Raw genomic sequence first — 17,753 nt, 5'->3', positions numbered from 1 at the left:
AATTTTCAGCCTTTGTAGAGTCGTGGGTTCATGACATCGCGTAGCCAATCGCCGAGTAGATTAATCGACAGCACTAGCACTACCAACACTGCGCCAGGAATCAGGGTGATCCACCATGATCCGGATTGGATGTAGTCGAACCCGGCTTTAATTAGCGACCCCAACGAAGGGTGAGTTTCCGGCATACCAAGACCCAGAAAGGATAACGCCGCCTCGGAAATAATCGCGTTGGCGATCTGTACTGTGGAAATCACGAAAATCGGCGAGAGCGTATTGGGCAATACGTGGCGGAACATAATCCGCTTGCTGCGAAGCCCCATGACGCGAGCGGCATCGACGTACTCTTTGTTTTTCTCAGCGAGTACCGAGGCGCGCACGGTGCGGGCGTACTGCGGCCATTCGGCCAGGCCAATGATCAGTATCAACAGTGGAACAGCATAGGCACTAAACGTGGCACCACCAAAAATGGCCTTGACTAGTGCACCAACGATGATCGCGACCATCAGCGTAGAGAACGACAGCTGAATATCCGCGAGACGCATGAGAAAAGCGTCAATCCGCCCGCCCAAATAGCCGGAAAGCAGGCCAAAACAAACGCCGATTAGCGCTTGAAGCGCCACGGCGCCAAAGCCGATCATGAGCGATACGCGTGCGCCGTACAAAATGGTCGAGAGCATATCGCGGCCCTGCGCGTCAGTGCCTAGCACGTACTGCGAATCGCTACCTTCGATCCAAAATGGGGGCAACTCCGAGGACAAGATATCGATCTGTGCCAGGTCATACGGATTCATTGGTGAAAGCAACGGCGCGAACACCGCGACGGCTACCAGCGCAATGAATACCACCAGGCTGATCTGAGCGACGATGTCGCGTTTGAAACTGTAAAGCAGATACGAGTCACGAAAGCGTTCCCAGCGGTTGGGAAGCGCGGAAGAAGGTGCGTTCATGCGGACTTCCCGGCTAGTTTGACGGTGGGATTAACCAGGCCGTAGATGAGGTCGACAATCGTGTTGGTGATCACAAAGATCAGGCCCACGATCATGAGATAGGTCACGATGAGCGGAATATCAGAACGCTCGATGGCATCCAGGAACATAAGCCCCATGCCGGGCCATTGGAAAACCGTTTCGGTTAAAATGGTGTAAGCCACGAGCGTACCAATCTGCACCCCGCCGACGGTAATAACCGGCAGCATGGTGTTTTTCAAGGCGTGCAGAAAATAGATGCGGCGCATGGAGATGCCTTTAGCACGGGCAAACTTAACGTAATCAGATTGCATCACTTCCAGCATTTCGGCGCGGATCAAGCGGATAAACAGTGGCAGCATGATCGAGGCCAGCGAAACGGCGGGGAGTACTAGGTAAGTCAACCCCTCAAGGCTGGCAAAGTTGGTCTCCCAGGTGCCAAACACCGCCACTGGGTCGCCGCGGCCGTAGGCGGGCATCCCCCCCTCGGTGGAGATTACGTCGTTGAGCCAATTGCCCCAGCCGGTATCGACGGGAAAAGGCGTCCAGCTAACGCCGATAGCAAATAGCTGAATCAACATGATCGCGGTGAGAAACACTGGGATTGAGATGCCGACAATCGATATGCCCATAAAAAAGCGGGAAATCCACGCGCGGGGCTTGATGGCGCTATAAACACCAATCGGCACCGAGAGCACTATAATCAAAAAAGTGGCGGCGGCCACCAGTTCTAGCGTTGCCGGCAGGTGGCGCGCGACAACCTTGGTGGTCGGTTCATTGAAAACGTACGAATAGCCGAAATCAAACTGTGCCGCATTGATCGCAAAGCGCGCGTACTGCACCAGGAATGGGTCGTTGAGCCCAAGCTCCTCACGCAGTTCAGCGCGTTCGCTCTCCGGCACCGACTGGCCGACCATCTGCTGAATCGGGTCGCCCAGGTTATCTTGTATAGCAAAAGCAATGATGCTGATGACAAACATCACCAGCAGCGCATGAAAGAGGCGCTTAACCAAAAAGGCGATCATTAGAACGGTTCCGTTAATAAAACAGGGAGGACTCGCCCCAAGGCGTATAGCCTCGGGGCGAGCCAGTCGGATGATACTGGGTTAATGAACTGGAGGCGTTATTCGGCGTCCATGACCAAGTCACCCAGGTAGGGGAAGTTCATCACGTTGAGCACCGGCTTGATGTTGACGTGATTGGCAGACGCCCAAGCCAGGTCTTGCCAGTGCAGCGGCAGGATCGCGGCTTCGTCATAAAGCGTTTGCTCAACTTCCTGTAGCATAGCGGCACGTTTGGCGAGATCCACTTCCACATTGGCCTCGGCCACCAGCGCATCAAGCTCCGGGTTGCAGTAGTTACCCGCGTTGTACTGGCCGGCACCGGTATCCAGATCAACGCAGGCGGTCAGGTACTCGTGGAAGTTGGCGCTGTCTTCGGTGTCGGCGTGCCAGCCAATCAACATCATGTCCGCGGCACGATTATCGTACTCACCCCAATACTGCGCTTTCGGCAGGGTGCTTAGATCGACATTAACGTTGATACGGGCCAGCATCGCGGCAACGGCCTGGGCAATTTGGGCATCGTTCACGTAGCGGTTGTTGGGCGCCATCATGGTGATGTCAAAACCATCGGCGTAACCTGCTTCTGCCATTAGAGTCTGAGCACGTTCTAGGTCGTAGCGCGGCTCAAGATCTTCGACATGGCCAGCGTAGCCTTCCGGTGAAAACTGCGCTGCCGGTGTGGCAAAGCCTTTCATCAACCGGTCGGCAATGCCTTCCTGATTAACAGCATAGGCAAACGCTTGACGCACACGCGGGTCTTGGAAGGCTTCGACGCGATTTTGGTTCATGTGGAAGAAGATGATACGTGTGCCCGACATCGTAACGAGCTTAGCGTCCTCACTTTCGCGCACGCGTTCCAAATCATTGGGCGGTACCGGGGCGATAAAATCAACGTCGCCGGAAAGCAGCGCCGCAACGCGGGTAGCATTCTCGCTGATGGGCGTGAGGATAATGTTGTCGACGTTACCCGGCGATTCAGTGTCCCAATAGTTAGGGTTGCGCTCGAACTCAGTACGCACGCCCTGCTGGCGATTAGCGACGGTATAAGGGCCCGTACCCGACACGTTGCGCGAGGCGAAGGAGTTGCCGTTTTTGACGATTTCGTCTTTCGGGTCGCCGTCTTCGGCGTCCCCTGAATAGAAAGCGCTATCCATCGGGAAGACGTAGGTGGCCAAATTCAGCAGCAAGGGGTAGGGCTTTTTGGTCGTAATCTCTACCGTGTAATCGTCAACGGCGGTGACGCTTTCAATGGGATCAAAAATGGCCTTGAAGTCTGGGCTGCGCTTGAGGCGTTCGATGGTCCAAACGACATCGTCGGCAGAGAATGCGTTGCCGCTGTGAAACTCAACCCCTTCGCGCAGCGACATACGCATGGTGGTGTCGTCGACTTGCTCCCAGCCGGTGGCTAAGCGCGGTTCAAACTCAAGCGAATCATTCCAGCGCACTAGCGGGTCGTGGGTCATGTGCGAAAGCTGCAGGATGCCGCCAGAGAGCTGCTCGTGAATATCCAACGATACCGGGTCGGCGTCATACGCCATACGCAGCGTGTTTTCAGCCTGTGCCGCAGTCGACACGAGTGCTGTGCTGACGAATGTTGCCGCTACTGCAGAAGCAATGAGCGTTTTTTTAAGCGTGGAAGTACGCGAAGTATGCTGAGCCATAGTCTTTCCTGTTGTGGTTTTGATGCAGTGACTTTCTTAAATTTGTCATCAACAACATAAATACCACTGCTTAAAGGCCACAATCGAAATAATGACAGGCTCTATCCATCTGCTCTATGACCCGCGGCAACGGGGGCTTTTAATTGGCGCGGGTTAGACTAAAGGTTAGGTTTTGCGGGCGACTCCTTTATGTTTGCCGCTTTAGTTCAGGACTTCCCAAACTGACGATGCAAATAGGCATTGATCTCATCGGACTCATACAGCCACTCGTCATGCCCATCGTCGTGGGTAATTTTCAGGCACGGCACTTTGACGCGGCCGCCGCCTTCTTGCAGCGCTTTTTTATGCGCTGGGTCGAGCTGAGCATCGCGAAGTTCAATATTAAGCCCTAGGCGCGCCATTTCTTTGCGCACTTTGATGCAAAACGGGCAGGTGCGAAATTGATAAAGCGCTAAATTTTCGCATGCTTTATCCACGTCGGCCTGTTCTTCGGGGGTGCGCTCAACGGATTTGGGGGTGGACAGCTTTTCGCTAATTAACATTACCGGCGCGAGAATCAGTCGAACACCGCGGAAAAAGTAGCGAATCAAAATACGCATTGTGAGCTCCTAACGAGAAAAAACGGGGGCGGATTATTGAGATAGAGGCGGAGATAGTGAAAACGGTGTGAGCATCCTGCATTAACTGGCCGATTTTGTCACATCGGTAACGTGTTAGGTGAGTCACTGCGGCCTCCGTGCTAGGCTTTGGCGCTGTTGGAATCAAAGAGCACGGGCGGGTTTTAGCGTGCGTAATGAGAGACTTAAAAAGGCGGGACGGCCATGCATCTGCATATTATCGGGGTTTGCGGCACTTTTATGGGTAGCCTGGCACTTCTTGCCCGCGAGCTTGGCTATCACGTCAGTGGCTCGGACGCGAATGTTTACCCACCAATGAGCACGCAGCTAGAAGAGGCCGGCATCACCCTGCAAGAAGGCTACCGTGCCGAGAACTTAACGCCAGCGCCGGATGCGGTCGTGGTAGGCAATGCGCTGTCGCGTGGCAATGCGGAGGTCGAAGCGCTTTTAAACAGCGGCTTGCCTTATACCTCCGGCGCGCAGTGGCTCGCCGAGCACGTGCTGCCGGGACGCAAGGTTATCGCGGTGGCGGGTACGCATGGCAAAACCACCACGGCGAGCCTGTTAGCGTGGCTTTTGGAAAGCGCAGGATTAAACCCCGGGTTTTTGATCGGCGGCGTGCCGCGCAATTTTGGTGTTTCTGCCCGCCTTGGCGACAGCCATTCGCCCTTTGTGGTGGAAGCGGATGAATATGACACGGCGTTTTTCGATAAGCGCTCCAAGTTCGTGCATTACCGCCCGCAGATCGCGGTGTTAAATAACTTGGAGTTTGATCACGCCGATATTTTTCCCGATTTAACCGCGATTGAACGTCAGTTTCACCACCTTGTGCGCACCGTGCCAAGCCAAGGTCAGATATTAGTGGCAGACAATCAACCCGCGCTTGAGCGGGTGCTGACACAAGGGGTGTGGACGCCAGTTGCGCATTTTGGCAGCGCGCCCGATAGTGCGTGGCAGCTGGTGTTAGAGCGTGAGGACGCAAGCCGCTTTCAGGTAATCCGGCGCCACGACTACGGCGAAGAAGATGCCGTGGTGGATTGGGCGCTCACCGGTGAGTATAACGCCCGAAACGCGTTGGGAGCGCTAGCCGCTGCTTCTGCCTGCGGGGCTGATCTTGCCCGCAGCTGTGCGGCGCTCTCGCGGTTTGAAAACCCCAAGCGGCGTCAAGAGGTACGCGGGGAAATTAACGGCATTCAGGTGATCGATGACTTTGCCCATCACCCGACGGCGATTGCCGCAACCCTAAACGGCTTGCGTGCCGCGACCCCGAAAGGGCGACTGTTGGCGGTAATCGAGCCGCGCTCTAACACCATGCGCTTAGGGGCGATGAAAACCCAGCTGAATGACAGCGTGGCGGCGGCGGATCATGCGTTCTGGTATCAACCCGCGGAGCTTGATTGGTCTATCGCTGCGCTAATCGCGCCGCAGGGGGATAAAGCAAGCGGATACGGTGACATCGATTCGCTTGTACAGGCAGTGGTCACGCAGGCGTCACCCTTGGATCGTATCGTGGTGATGTCCAACGGCAGTTTCGGCGGCGTTCACGAGCGTCTATTAACGGCGCTTGCCGCGCGAGAAAAGCAGGATAAGGAGTAACAAATGGCAGCCTTCAAACCGCCGGTGACGGTGGCGTTAACCGGTGCTTCTGGCGCGCAGTACGGGTTGCGATTGATCGATGTGCTCGTTAAGGCGCAGCACGAGGTGTGGGTGATGATCTCAAAAGCCGCGCATATGGTGATTGCGACCGAGATGGACATTTCCCTGCCTGCCCAGCCGCAGCGCCTGACTAAAGCGCTACTTGAGCGAAGCGGCGGTGCTGACGGGCAAATCCGCTGTTTTGGCCGCGAAGATTGGATGGCACCCGTCGCCTCGGGTTCGGGGGCGCCGTCTGCCATGGTGATCTGCCCATGCTCGACCGGTACGCTTTCTGCCGTGGCGACCGGGGCGAGCAACAACTTGATCGAGCGCGCAGCAGATGTCGCCATAAAAGAGCGCCGCACCTTGGTCATGGTGCCACGCGAAACGCCGTTTTCGCCGATTCATCTAGAACACATGCTGACACTTAGCCGCTTGGGTGTTGTGGTGCTGCCCGCGGCACCAGGGTTTTACCACCAGCCCACCTGTATTGATGATTTGATTGATTTCATCGTGGCGCGAATTCTCAACCAGCTGGGTATTGCACACGCCTTGGTACCGCGCTGGGGTGAGGAAAAACCATAGAGGGAACTTGATCATGTTGTCATGGACCATGCTGTCGGTTTTTGTGCCGACTTTTTTACTGGTGTCGTTAACGCCGGGGATGTGCATGACGTTGGCGATGGTGCTGGGGATGACCCAAGGCGTTAAACGCACCCTGTGGATGATGATTGGCGAGCTAATAGGCGTGGGGTTGGTGGCCGCCGCCGCCGGCGCGGGTGTCGCCGCGCTAATGCTCAAACACCCTGAGGTTTTTGCGATTTTCAAATGGGTGGGTGGGGCGTATCTCGCCTACTTGGGTGTGATGATGTGGCGCTCTCGCGGGCGCATGGCCATACCCACCGACATGCAAGCCGGTCCGCCGGCAGGGCGCTGGCAACTGGCGATGCAGGGCTTCGTTACGGCGGTGGCGAACCCTAAAGGCTGGGCATTTTTTATGGTGTTATTGCCGCCGTTTCTGGATGGCTCAAAACCGTTGGCGCTGCAGCTTAGCGCGCTAATCGCGGTGATTTTAACCATTGAGCTGGCGAGCATGCTGACTTACGCGACAGGAGGCAAAACGCTACGGCGCCTGCTGGGGAAAAGCGGCAATGTGCGCCTGCTCAACCGCATTGCCGGGACGTTGATGATCGGCGTGGGCATATGGCTGGCACTAGGCTAGTGGAAAGGCCCCTATTGACGCCTAAACTGGCGGCAGCAGGCCGACGCGGGCGCTAATGAGTATCAGCGATGCCATGCTGAGCAACCGCCACGGGCAGGGGCATAGAGAGCGACGGGGATGCTGCTGCCAATAAAGCCGCGTGAGCGCACAGACGACTAACCCCAGTAGCGCACCTCCCACCAAATCACTAAACCAGTGTACGCCAATCACCAGCCGCGATAATGCCATGGGTAACGCAAGCGCGAGGGCTACCCAGTAAGCCCAAAAACGCTTCTGGCGAGGCATTTCGGCCGCAACGAAAGCCGCCGTCAGGCCAAACAGTACCACGGCTGTCGATGTGTGGGCGCTAGGATACGAGTATGAACTCATCAAGTAATCCGGGGTGTCTGGACGGGCGCGCTCAAACAATGCTTTGCCCAAGGTATTAAGCAGGGCCACGCCACCCAGTGCGCCACACCAGTGTAATAGCGCATCCCATCTTTGGCTTATCAGCATCCATAAAGCCCACGGCAGCATTAAGACAATGATGCCCAACGTATCGCCGATACGCGCCAAAAGATTACCGACGGTGTCAGAAATATCGCTCTGCAACTGGGTTGCTAGGTGTTGAACAAATAGATCCATTTCCAGAGGGGTATCATGGCCAATCACCAGCAAAGTCCAGCCGGAGAGGCTACCCACTGCGATTACCAGCAGTAGCAGTGACGCCAGCGGAACGTCGCCGGATTGGCTCATGGCGAGCCAAGGTCGGCGTAACGGTGGCAAGCGACGAACGCTAACGACAATCGCCTGATAAAGCTTGCCGTGTCGTGAGGCTTGATGTCGACCCCAGGAAAAAATCACCGCGAGAACGATGGTAATAGCGCCAAGGATGAGTAAAGCCGTTTCTAGGCCGGGCGGAAGGTTTAAGTGCTGCTGCCAGGCTCGGCCCAGTAAATAGCCGGGTAGCACATAAGCGGGCGCCCATAGTGCCGCAGAAGAGAGATTGGCCCAGAGAAAAGTGCGCGTCGGCATCAGCATCATGCCGGCGACCAACGGAATAATTGGTCGCACCGGTCCCACAAAGCGGCCAATAAAAACCGACCACACACCATAGCGCTTAAAAAAGCGCGTTCCATGAGCTAACCATTCCGGATGCTGCGACAGTGGCCAGCGCTGCGTGACTTGCTCACGATGTTTGAAACCCAGTGCAAAGCTGATGCCGTCACCTAAAATAGCGCCGATAAAGGCAGCGCCAATTAACCACGCCAAGGCGATATCCTGGTGTCCTGCCAGGGAAGCAGCGGCAGTGATTAACACGACTCCCGGTACCAGCAAGCCCACCAAGGCAAGCGATTCTACTAATGAAATCGCCAGCACTAGGCAAAGCAACAAGGGGGGGTTAAGCGTTAATGTGTAGAGTGTATCGACAAGCGTCACAGACGCCTCCTGCGGAGAGTCAGTAGATCCAGAAAAGGTAGGCTAAGCGTTGGAGAGAGAAGCGCCACGGGCTTCAAGGCGTTGGGTAAAGTGCTCAAACGATTCCTGAGCGCGAGGCAAACAGGCGGCAATATTGATTTCGACTTGGCCCGTTTCGACCAGTACACAGCGTGAAATGGCACGTTGAATCCGCTCACGCACAAGGAGTGCGCCGCTTTCGCTGGTATCGGGCAGGACGATCCAAAAGGAAGCGCTGTCAGCGCGGCCTAGAATATCGTGGTCGCGGCAGTGGATATTGACTTCGTGGCATAGTGCGTCCAATAACGCTAGCTGCGCGCGATGGCCAAATTGCTCGCCCGCCATATCAAACTGCGGCAAATGGACCACCAACACCGCTAAACGCCGATTAAGTACGCCAGCGCGCTGATACTCGCTGTACAAACGCGTATGTAAAGTATCTCGATGGAAAGCGTTACACTCATCATCATTTGGATCGGTGGCGCGTAACAGCGCTTGACGCCGACCATGTTCCCAGCGCGGTAAGGCGAGCAAAAGCATGACAACGAAAAGCCCGACCAATAATTCATTTGAGGCAGTGTAATATAACGGGGTTAGCCACCACGCCGTAAGGATCAGCGCCGCGTTGAGGCTCAGCGCTGCCCACAAGGGCAAAAGAATGAACGCGGCGGTGAGGGGTAGCCCAAGCCATAATAATGATGTTCCGGGATGCTGGGAAAGGGCTGCAGCGACCACAATATATGTGCTGATGAGCAAGATCAGGCGAGGAACCCAAGGTCTGATGCCATTGCTGATATGCATCAAAAGGGCCGTTGAGAGCAACATCACGGTGAAGCTTGGGATGACCAAATTATGATAAGCACCTATGGCATATAGCCACGTGGTGTAGCTTGCCATGAGCACTAAACTGGCGCTGTAAGCGAGCGTCATCAGGTGCCTTGGAATGCGCTCAATCATATCGCCTCGTGAACGCTGGTGGCGGGCTCAGAACGGGTAAGGTTGCTTAAGTCGAACGGGTCAGTTTCGATCTCAATCAGCTCAACCGACCGGTGGCCCAAGATGTCGGGGAGTTCAGCGAGTAAGCGTTCGCGACGTCCTTTTGCTTCTTTAGGTGAACGGGACAGCAGTACCGTCGCCAGTGTCGTGCCGTTAAGGCGGTAGACGTTCTCGAAGTAGTACGTTTGCTCACACAGCTGGCGGGCTACGTGCCAGAGTTTTTGCCGCTTTACTTGTAGGATTAACAGCTCACCATGAATGCCCTCGCGCTCGCAACGTGTCTGTTCTGTGGGAAGATCACGTAGCAACTGCTCGCGCGCCCATAGGTTAAACCCCGGGATGAGCCGCAAGCGCTGACGGATAGTGCCGTTCATGTTGGTCAATTGCCGCGCGCGGGAAAGCGCTAAAAGGCTTAACACGCCGAGCGAGAGCGCCATTAGCCACCAGCTGGGAGGCGATAGCTGTGGCGCTATTAATACCAAACTTAACGCCATGCCGCTCACGTTAAAGGCCGCGACCCAGCGCATTTGCGGCAGCATAAATAACGCCGCCCATGCCCAAATTAATAGGCTGTGGCGTTCCGGTGCGACGGCAATCAGTCCGACTAACAGTGCGCCCGGGAGCAGTTGCCAAGGCACCCCCCGCGGGCGACGATGGCTGAAATCCAGCAGTATAGCGGTCATCACCAGCCAGCCGACGGAAAGCCAAAGGAGTAGTGCCGCTTTCGGCGGGGCTGCCGGTGTCCATAGGGCTAATACGATTGCCACCGCAAGCAGGTTGCCGCGCAGAAGTCGAATTTTGTATTTACTTTGCATGGTGCCTTATGATTGATTTCCGCGTTGTATGGAGCGCGATGCCATGTTTACCCGCATCATACTCACTTCAAAGCACGCTGCCTAAACTAACTTTAGCTTCATCATCATAATACACGGAGAGGGCATGAGCGTTTCTACCCCATTATCTAATCCAGCAGTTGAGTTAACCGCCGATATTCCGGCGTATATGCGTGCCGTTGGGAGTGCTTCCCGCGATGCCGCGCATCAACTGCGCCGCGCTGACACCGGGTGCAAAAACCGCGCTTTAGCCGCGATGGCTGAGCATCTTAATGCCGCCCGTGAAGACGTGCTCAAAGCCAACGCATGCGATATGCAGCGCGGCCGTGATAATGGCTTAGACCCGGCCCTGCTTGATCGCCTAGCGCTTGACGATGCACGTATCGATGCAATGATCGAAGGGCTTAACCAGGTGGCTGCGTTGCCCGACCCGGTGGGTGAAATTGATGGCCTGCGTGCACGCCCAAGCGGCATTCAAGTGGGAAAAATGCGCGTACCGCTCGGCGTCATTGGCATTATTTACGAATCACGCCCCAACGTCACGATGGAGGCGGCAAGTTTGTGCTTAAAATCAGGTAATGCTTGTATTCTGCGCGGCGGCTCAGAAGCGGCATCATCGAATGCGGCGCTGAGCACATGCATCCAAGCGGGGCTTGCCGAGGCGGGCTTGCCGGCAGGTAGCGTTCAGGTAATCGCCACGACCGACCGCGCCGCGGTGGGCGAGCTCATCAGCATGCCTGAGTTCGTCGATGTGATTATTCCGCGCGGGGGAAAGTCGCTGATCGCACGTATCTCCCGCGAGGCGCGGGTGCCGGTTATTAAGCACTTGGATGGCGTGTGCCATGTTTATGTTGATGCCACGGCGGATCTGGATAAGGCGCGCGCGATTGCCCTTAACGCCAAAACGCACCGCTATGGTACCTGCAATACCATGGAAACCTTACTGGTGGATGCAAAGGTGGCTGAAACGTGGCTCCCTGAATTAGCGCGTGCCTTTGCCGAGCATAGCGTTGAACTGCGCGGCTGTGAGCGCACGCAAGCGCTTGTGCCAGAGGCAGTGCCTGCCAGTGAGGAGGATTGGGGTGAAGAGTACTTAGCCCCTGTGCTGGCGATTAAAATCGTCGATGGCATTGAAGACGCTATCGCCCATATTGAACGCTACGGTTCGCACCACACCGATGCCATCGTGACAGAAAGCTACACCTTGGCGCGTCAGTTTATGGCCGAGGTCGACTCAAGCTCAGTGGTGGTGAATGCCTCTACGCGGTTTGCCGACGGCTTTGAGTATGGCTTGGGTGCCGAGATCGGTATTTCCACCGACAAGTTGCACGCGCGCGGCCCTGTGGGTCTAGAAGGGCTAACAACGCAGAAATACGTGGTGCTGGGTGACGGTCAGGTGCGTCAATGACAGCACTTGCTCGCCCTCCACGCATAGGGATGTTTGGCGGCACATTCGACCCGGTGCACCTCGGTCACTTGCGTAGCGGCGTAGAGTTATGTGAAGCGCTCGGGCTTGATCGATTGCACATGATACCGGCGCCCCAACCACCACTGCGTGATCGTCCTCAGGTTTCTCCCGAGCAGCGTCTAGCGCTCCTAAAAGCGGGAATTGGCGATACACCAGGTTTGATAGCGGATGATCGCGAACTTCGCCGCGATGGCCCGTCTTACAGCCTGCTTACGCTTGAGGCGTTACGCGGTGACTACGGCAATAAGGCGCGCTTAATCATGGCCCTAGGGCAGGATGCCTTTTTAAAGCTGGCTGACTGGCATCAGCCTGAACATTTGTTTGAATTAGCGCATATCGTGGTCATGGCGCGTCCGGGCTATTCGCCAGAGCGTTCGTCGGCGCTGTTGGAACTGCTTGCCGGGCGTGAAGTCAATACTGTGCCAGCGTTAATGGCATTGCCGCATGGGCGCGTGTTGTCGGTGACGCTGCCATCGCCAATGGGAATCTCGGCGACTGAAATTCGGCGCCGTTTAGCTAACAGAGATAGCGTGCGCTATTTGCTACCTGAGGCGGTAGAACGCGAAATTGAACATCAATGTCTTTATCGATTGTCGTAACGCGGCAAATAAGCGTAAATACGTGCGCTTTAATAAGCACTGGCAGTCACAACATAAGCGGTTACAATGGCCGGCTTTATATCCACCCCAAGAGGTTGGCACTTAGGAGTCATGCACATCGATACACTGAAAAAGCTAGCGATTGACGCGCTAGAAGAACTTAAAGCCCGCGACATCACCCAACTTGACGTGGCAAAGCTCACGGATGTCACGGATCTTATGATCATTGCCAGCGGCACCTCGACACGCCATGTCTCGGCGTTGGCACAAAATCTTGTGGAAAAGGCAAAAGCCGAAGGGATGCAGCCTCGCGGCGTTGAAGGCGGGAACAATGCTGATTGGGTGCTTGTCGATCTCGGCGACATCATCGTACACATCATGCTCCCGGAAGCACGTGCACTCTACGATCTTGAGCGTTTATGGGCAGATTTGCCTGCCGATAGCGCGACAGCGCACGAGATTGTGCGCGAACGGATGGAAGATCAGGTCTCAACCTCATGAAAATCCGCTTACTCGCGGTGGGCACCAAAATGCCTGCGTGGGTAGAAGAGGGTGTTGATACCTATCGTAAGCGGTTGCCGCGCGATTTCAGTTTTGAGATAGAAGAAATCCCCTTGGGGCAGCGCGGTAAAAACGCCGATGTCGCCAAGGCGCGCGCGCAAGAAGCTGAACGTATTCGTCAAAAACTGAAAGGCGATGAATACCTAGTGGCGCTAGAAGTGAAGGGGAAAGCTTGGTCAACACAGGCATTGGCTCAAGAAGCTGATCAGTGGCGAATGCTAGGAAAAGACATTGTGCTGCTTGTTGGTGGCCCTGATGGGTTAGATCCTTCGCTTTCCGCAAAAGCGGATAAAGCCTGGTCGCTATCGCCATTAACGCTACCTCACCCGCTGGTGCGCATCATGCTGGCCGAGCAGCTCTATCGTGCTTGGACCCTGTTAGTCGGTCATCCTTATCATCGCTAGAGCCGTTGACAGCGCCCCACTGGCGGGCGCTTTAGGAGTGTTGTGAGACCTAGCCGCCCTAAGCCTCAGCGCTTTGACAGATTAAAAAACAGTGAGTATGAGCTGCGTATTTTTCGTGTTCGCGCCTTGCTTGCGCTTCTGTTTGTAACCGCGCTGATGGCACTTCTGATGGGGCGGCTGGCTTACCTACAAGTCGTGCAACACGACCTATACAGTACACGCTCGGAAAACAATCGCGTGCGGGTTGAGCCGCTACCCCCCACGCGCGGGCTTATCTACGATCGTAATGGTGTGTTGTTAGCGGAGAACCGCCCAACCTACAATTTGACGATTGTGCGTGAGCGGGTCGAGGATTTGGATAAAACCCTCGCGCTTTTGATCGAACTTCTCAACTTACCGGAAGAAGACGTAGAAGCGTTTCATCTTCGCTCCCGTCAGCGCCAGCGTCCCTTCCAGCCTGCATTGTTAATAAGCGATTTGAGTGAGGTGCAAATTGCCCGGCTGGCGGTCAATCGCCATCGTTTGCCGGGGGTTGAAGTGGAGGCACAGCTGTTGCGTTATTACCCTGATGCCGAGGTGATGGCGCATGCGCTTGGCTACGTCGGCCGCATCAATGAACAAGAACTCAAAACGCTGGATTCAGGAAGCTACGCCGGCACGCACTTTATCGGCAAAACCGGCGTGGAAAAGTTTTATGAATCCGAGCTTCATGGTGAAGCGGGCCTGCGAAAAGTGGAAACCAATGCCCGTGGCCGCGTGTTGAGCGAGCTTGGGAGAACCGACCCAACGCCCGGCAAAAACCTCACACTAACCCTAGATAAAGAACTGCAAATGCTGGCGTACGACTTGCTCGCTGGCCGCAGGGGCTCGATTGTTGCGATTGAGCCGCAAAGCGGCGATATTCTCGCGATGGTCTCGGCGCCAGGTTTTGATAGCAATCAGTTCGTCACCGGTATTGATGTCGCCTCGTATCGCGAGCTTCAACAAAACCTTGATTTACCCCTGTTTAATCGGGCGATACGGGGGCATTACCCCCCAGGCTCGACGATTAAGCCATTTTTGGCTTTGGCGGCGCTGCGGGAAGGCACGCTGACACCGGACACGACCATCAATGACCCAGGGTATTTTCAACTGCCCAATGACACACGCCGCTACCGTAACTGGTTGCGCTGGGGGCATGGTCGGGTAGATCTTGAGCGCTCGATCGCCGTTTCCAATAATACGTATTACTATTCGTTAGCCCATGATTTAGGTATCGATAGGCTGCATAAACAAATGACAGCGTTCGGGTTTGGTCAGCGCGTAGCGCATGACGTACAAGGTGAGAGTGACGGTTTGATGCCCTCTCGGGAGTGGAAGCGCGAGCGCTATAACCAGCCCTGGTACCCTGGTGAGACGCTATCAGTCGGTATCGGCCAAGGCTACTGGCAGGTGACGCCGCTACAACTGGCAACTGCCACGGCGACGCTTGCGAACCGTGGTGATTGGGTCAAACCACGCTTGGCCAGTGAGTTAGATGCTGAGCCCATTCCGAAAGCATTGCCCAATACACCAGACAATATTGAACTTACGCAAGACAGTTGGTGGGACAGCGTGTTCAGCGGTATGGAAAAAGTGTTGACCGGGCATGAAGGCACAGCACGTCGTACAGGCGTGGGCTTAGATTACCGGATGGGGGGGAAATCGGGCACCGCACAGGTGTTTTCGCTCGGGCAAGATCAGCGTTACAACGCCGATGAGTTGGAAGAGCGTCTACGAGATCACGCCTTGTTTATGGCGTTTGCCCCGCTGGAAGACCCCCAGATTGCTGTCTCGGTGATTGTCGAGAATGCCGGAGGGGGAAGTACGCACGCCGCTCACTTAGCCCGCGCGATGACGGATGCTTGGCTTTTAGAAGATGAGGCGCCCGCCGTTGAGGATGTTCGCGATACATTGGAAAACATCACCGCCAATAGTGAGGGGCATTAGCGTATGGCGTGGTTGACGTTAACACGAGGGTTACGTCGCTATCCGGTACGTCCGCCTGATAGCGGCATGGCGCGGCGCAAAAGCCTTTGGGAGCGCATACACATTGACCCGTGGCTAAGTGGCTTGCTGCTGGTGTTAATGGGATTAGGCCTCATTGTTTTATACAGTGCCTCAGGTCAGCGTATTGAAGCCGTGTATGCGCAAAGTATCCGCTTCGGTGTTGGGTTGGTTGTGATGGTCATTATTGCCCAGTTTTCTCCGCGAACCTTTTTGCGTTGGTCACCCGTAGCGTATGGGGTTGGGGTTTTAATGCTACTGGCGGTCGAGTTTTTCGGCGATATGGGAATGGGTGCCAAACGCTGGTTGGTGATTCCCGGTGTGGTGCGTTTTCAGCCGTCGGAAATGATGAAGCTGGCGGTTCCGTTAATGGTGGCTGCCTACTTAAACCGCTGTGAATTACCCCCAAAACTGCGCGATATTGCCGTATGTGCTGTATTAATCGGCCTGCCGGTCGCATTGATTGCCTCTCAGCCAGATTTGGGGACTTCCCTGTTGGTTGCCAGTGCCGCCATTATTGTAGTGCTTTTGGCCGGGTTATCCTGGCGGCTGATAGGCTTGGCGACTGTGTTGGCGGCCTCTGCATTGCCACTTCTGTGGATGAACCTACACAACTATCAGCGTCAGCGTGTGCTCACCTTTTTGAATCCCGATAGTGACCCGCTTGGTTCGGGCTGGAATATTATTCAATCGACCACAGCCATTGGTAGTGGCGGTCTTTGGGGAAAGGGATGGCTTAAAGGCACACAATCACAGCTAGAGTTTTTGCCCGAGCGTCACACCGATTTTATTTCTGCTGTGTTGGGCGAGGAGTTTGGCCTAATCGGAATGCTGTCGGTGCTTTTGCTCTATTTTATGATTGTCTGTCGTGGGTTATGGCTTTCAGGGGCGTCACAAGATACCTTTGGCCGTTTGGTAGCGGGCAGTATTATTCTCACCTTTTTTATCTATGTTTTTGTTAACGTTGGGATGGTGAGCGGCATTTTGCCCGTGGTGGGTGTGCCGCTGCCATTGATTAGCTATGGTGGCACATCTAGCGTGACGCTGTTGGCAGGGTTTGGGGTCTTGATGTCGATACATGCGCACCGTCGGCTTTTGTCCCGCTAAGCGTCCAGCTTGGCAAGCGGTAAGGCTTTGGGAGTCAACAATGAAAACGGCCAGTAAGCAGCGAGCAAAGCGCTTTGTGGTAAGCATGACGATAGCAGGATGGGTGGTAGGGGTGAGTGCAGCCACTAATATGGCAGTAGCACAAGGTTTTGACCCCCGTGTGAATGCCGATACCGAAGCGTTAGTCGAGGAGCTTGTGGAGCAAGGGTTGCCTGCCGAATGGTTAACTCAGACACTTGAGCGGGCAACGTTGCGCCAAGAAGTGCTCGACGCCATGGCCGGTGCGGCCGAGCGGCGATTGGAATGGCACGAGTATCGTGACATCTTTCTCACTGCGCAGCGTATTGAGGAAGGGGTTGCGTTTATGCGTCAGCATCAAAAAACGCTAGCGCGTGCAGAGGCTGAGTACGGCGTGCCACCTGAGGTCATCACCGCTATCATTGGAGTGGAAACGTATTATGGCCGCTACAAAGGTCGCCATCGGGTGTTGGATTCGCTGGCGACGTTAGCGTTTCATCACCCGCAGCGGGGAGCCTTTTTTCGCGGTGAGCTTGCGGCTTTTTTGCGCATTGCCCATGAACAGGATGTTGATCCGGCTGAGTTAACCGGCTCTTACGCCGGTGCGATGGGGTTCCCGCAGTTCATTCCGACCAGTTACCAAGCTTACGCGGTCGATTTTGATGAGGATGGGCAACGAGACTTATGGAACAACCCTGTGGATGCCATTGGCAGCGTGGCTAACTACTTTGCCGAGCATGGCTGGCAGGCAGGGGCGCCGATTTATCAGCGTGCTGACATGTCGCCCAAAGGGGATAACGACCAAATGTCGACCATGTTCAATCAAACCTCGGCCCCTTCATACACGTTAGCGCAAGCTCAGCGCGCAGGGCTTATTCCCGTGGGCGAGAACGCAAAAGCCATTTCATCCCTCCAAGATATGCCTATTGTGCCGTTACGATTGACATTGGAGGATGGTAGCCAAGCCTATTATCTTGGGGGCTTTAACTTTTACGTAATAACGCGCTATAACCACAGTCATTTATATGCAATGGCGGTTGCTGAACTTGCTGAGGCTATTGCGCAAGCGCATAAAACGCAGCAAGAGGGCGAACGATGAAGAGGCAGCCTGATGTCGGTGTTACGAGATCCAGGGCGGTTA

The 17,753-nt window shown here is 55.3% G+C and carries 17 protein-coding genes; 10 read left to right on the top strand and 7 right to left on the bottom strand.

The features are described from left to right. Positions 1–5: 5 nt before the first annotated feature. The 4 genes from QC823_RS11860 to QC823_RS11845 form a co-directional block, all read right to left on the bottom strand. On the bottom strand, positions 6–947 hold the full coding sequence (locus QC823_RS11860) for an ABC transporter permease (RefSeq protein WP_309656557.1): 942 nt from the start codon (positions 945–947) through the stop codon (positions 6–8). Then, positions 944–1,990 carry an ABC transporter permease gene (locus QC823_RS11855; protein ID WP_309656556.1) on the bottom strand — a complete coding sequence of 349 codons (1,047 nt, stop codon included), beginning with the start codon at positions 1,988–1,990 and terminating at the stop codon, positions 944–946. Before QC823_RS11855 ends, QC823_RS11860 begins: the two co-directional genes overlap by 4 nt. 98 nt (positions 1,991–2,088) lie before the next feature. Then, positions 2,089–3,690, bottom strand: a complete 1,602-nt coding sequence (locus tag QC823_RS11850; protein WP_309656555.1) for an ABC transporter substrate-binding protein — start codon at positions 3,688–3,690, stop codon at positions 2,089–2,091. A gap of 206 nt (positions 3,691–3,896) precedes the next feature. Beyond that, positions 3,897–4,289: a glutaredoxin family protein gene (locus tag QC823_RS11845; protein WP_309656554.1), complete on the bottom strand. Its 393-nt coding sequence runs from the start codon at positions 4,287–4,289 to the stop codon at positions 3,897–3,899. Between the two features lie 222 nt (positions 4,290–4,511). On the opposite strand from QC823_RS11845, the gene mpl reads away from it, so the two are divergent. From mpl to QC823_RS11830, 3 genes are read left to right on the top strand one after another with little or no spacing between them, the layout of a single operon-like run. Further along, on the top strand, positions 4,512–5,903 hold the full coding sequence (gene mpl / locus QC823_RS11840) for a UDP-N-acetylmuramate:L-alanyl-gamma-D-glutamyl-meso-diaminopimelate ligase (RefSeq protein WP_309656553.1): 1,392 nt from the start codon (positions 4,512–4,514) through the stop codon (positions 5,901–5,903). A 3-nt stretch (positions 5,904–5,906) separates the two neighbouring features. Further along, positions 5,907–6,527, top strand: coding sequence for a flavin prenyltransferase UbiX (locus tag QC823_RS11835; RefSeq protein WP_309656552.1), 621 nt, complete (start codon positions 5,907–5,909; stop codon positions 6,525–6,527). A 13-nt stretch (positions 6,528–6,540) separates the two neighbouring features. Continuing rightward, positions 6,541–7,164, top strand: coding sequence for a LysE family translocator (locus QC823_RS11830; RefSeq protein ID WP_309656551.1), 624 nt, complete (start codon positions 6,541–6,543; stop codon positions 7,162–7,164). Positions 7,165–7,185: 21 nt separating this feature from the next. Here QC823_RS11830 and QC823_RS11825 read toward each other — a convergent pair whose 3' ends face one another. From QC823_RS11825 to QC823_RS11815, 3 genes are read right to left on the bottom strand one after another with little or no spacing between them, the layout of a single operon-like run. After that, entirely contained in the window at positions 7,186–8,583 is a 1,398-nt protein-coding gene (locus QC823_RS11825; protein ID WP_309656550.1) for a bifunctional DedA family/phosphatase PAP2 family protein, read from the bottom strand. A 42-nt stretch (positions 8,584–8,625) separates the two neighbouring features. Next, entirely contained in the window at positions 8,626–9,558 is a 933-nt protein-coding gene (locus tag QC823_RS11820) for a GGDEF domain-containing protein (RefSeq protein ID WP_309656549.1), read from the bottom strand. Further along, complete coding sequence (locus QC823_RS11815; protein WP_309656548.1) at positions 9,555–10,412, bottom strand: hypothetical protein; 858 nt, start codon at positions 10,410–10,412, stop codon at positions 9,555–9,557. The genes QC823_RS11820 and QC823_RS11815 overlap by 4 nt, the downstream gene beginning before the upstream one ends. A gap of 124 nt (positions 10,413–10,536) precedes the next feature. On the opposite strand from QC823_RS11815, the gene QC823_RS11810 reads away from it, so the two are divergent. From QC823_RS11810 to mltB, 7 genes are all read left to right on the top strand, one after another. After that, the gene (locus QC823_RS11810) at positions 10,537–11,838 is read left to right on the top strand and encodes a glutamate-5-semialdehyde dehydrogenase (RefSeq protein ID WP_309656547.1); all 1,302 of its coding nucleotides are present in this window, start codon (positions 10,537–10,539) and stop codon (positions 11,836–11,838) included. After that, positions 11,835–12,497 (top strand): nicotinate-nucleotide adenylyltransferase, encoded by a 663-nt coding sequence (nadD, locus tag QC823_RS11805; protein ID WP_309656546.1) that lies wholly within the window; start codon positions 11,835–11,837, stop codon positions 12,495–12,497. Before QC823_RS11810 ends, nadD begins: the two co-directional genes overlap by 4 nt. A gap of 111 nt (positions 12,498–12,608) precedes the next feature. Beyond that, positions 12,609–12,998, top strand: a complete 390-nt coding sequence (gene rsfS, locus QC823_RS11800) for a ribosome silencing factor (protein ID WP_309656545.1) — start codon at positions 12,609–12,611, stop codon at positions 12,996–12,998. Then, positions 12,995–13,462 (top strand): 23S rRNA (pseudouridine(1915)-N(3))-methyltransferase RlmH, encoded by a 468-nt coding sequence (gene rlmH / locus QC823_RS11795; protein ID WP_309656544.1) that lies wholly within the window; start codon positions 12,995–12,997, stop codon positions 13,460–13,462. Before rsfS ends, rlmH begins: the two co-directional genes overlap by 4 nt. Before the next feature lie 42 nt (positions 13,463–13,504). Then, entirely contained in the window at positions 13,505–15,430 is a 1,926-nt protein-coding gene (mrdA, locus tag QC823_RS11790) for a penicillin-binding protein 2 (protein WP_309656543.1), read from the top strand. A gap of 3 nt (positions 15,431–15,433) precedes the next feature. Continuing rightward, entirely contained in the window at positions 15,434–16,594 is a 1,161-nt protein-coding gene (gene rodA / locus QC823_RS11785; RefSeq protein ID WP_309656542.1) for a rod shape-determining protein RodA, read from the top strand. A 40-nt stretch (positions 16,595–16,634) separates the two neighbouring features. Continuing rightward, positions 16,635–17,711 (top strand): lytic murein transglycosylase B, encoded by a 1,077-nt coding sequence (gene mltB, locus QC823_RS11780; RefSeq protein WP_309656541.1) that lies wholly within the window; start codon positions 16,635–16,637, stop codon positions 17,709–17,711. Positions 17,712–17,753 lie beyond the last annotated feature (42 nt).

Origin of the sequence: Vreelandella vilamensis (assembly GCF_031451755.1) — a bacterium.
In the GTDB taxonomy this organism is placed as follows: domain Bacteria; phylum Pseudomonadota; class Gammaproteobacteria; order Pseudomonadales; family Halomonadaceae; genus Vreelandella; species Vreelandella vilamensis.
This window is presented reverse-complemented; position numbering and strand designations above follow the sequence as displayed.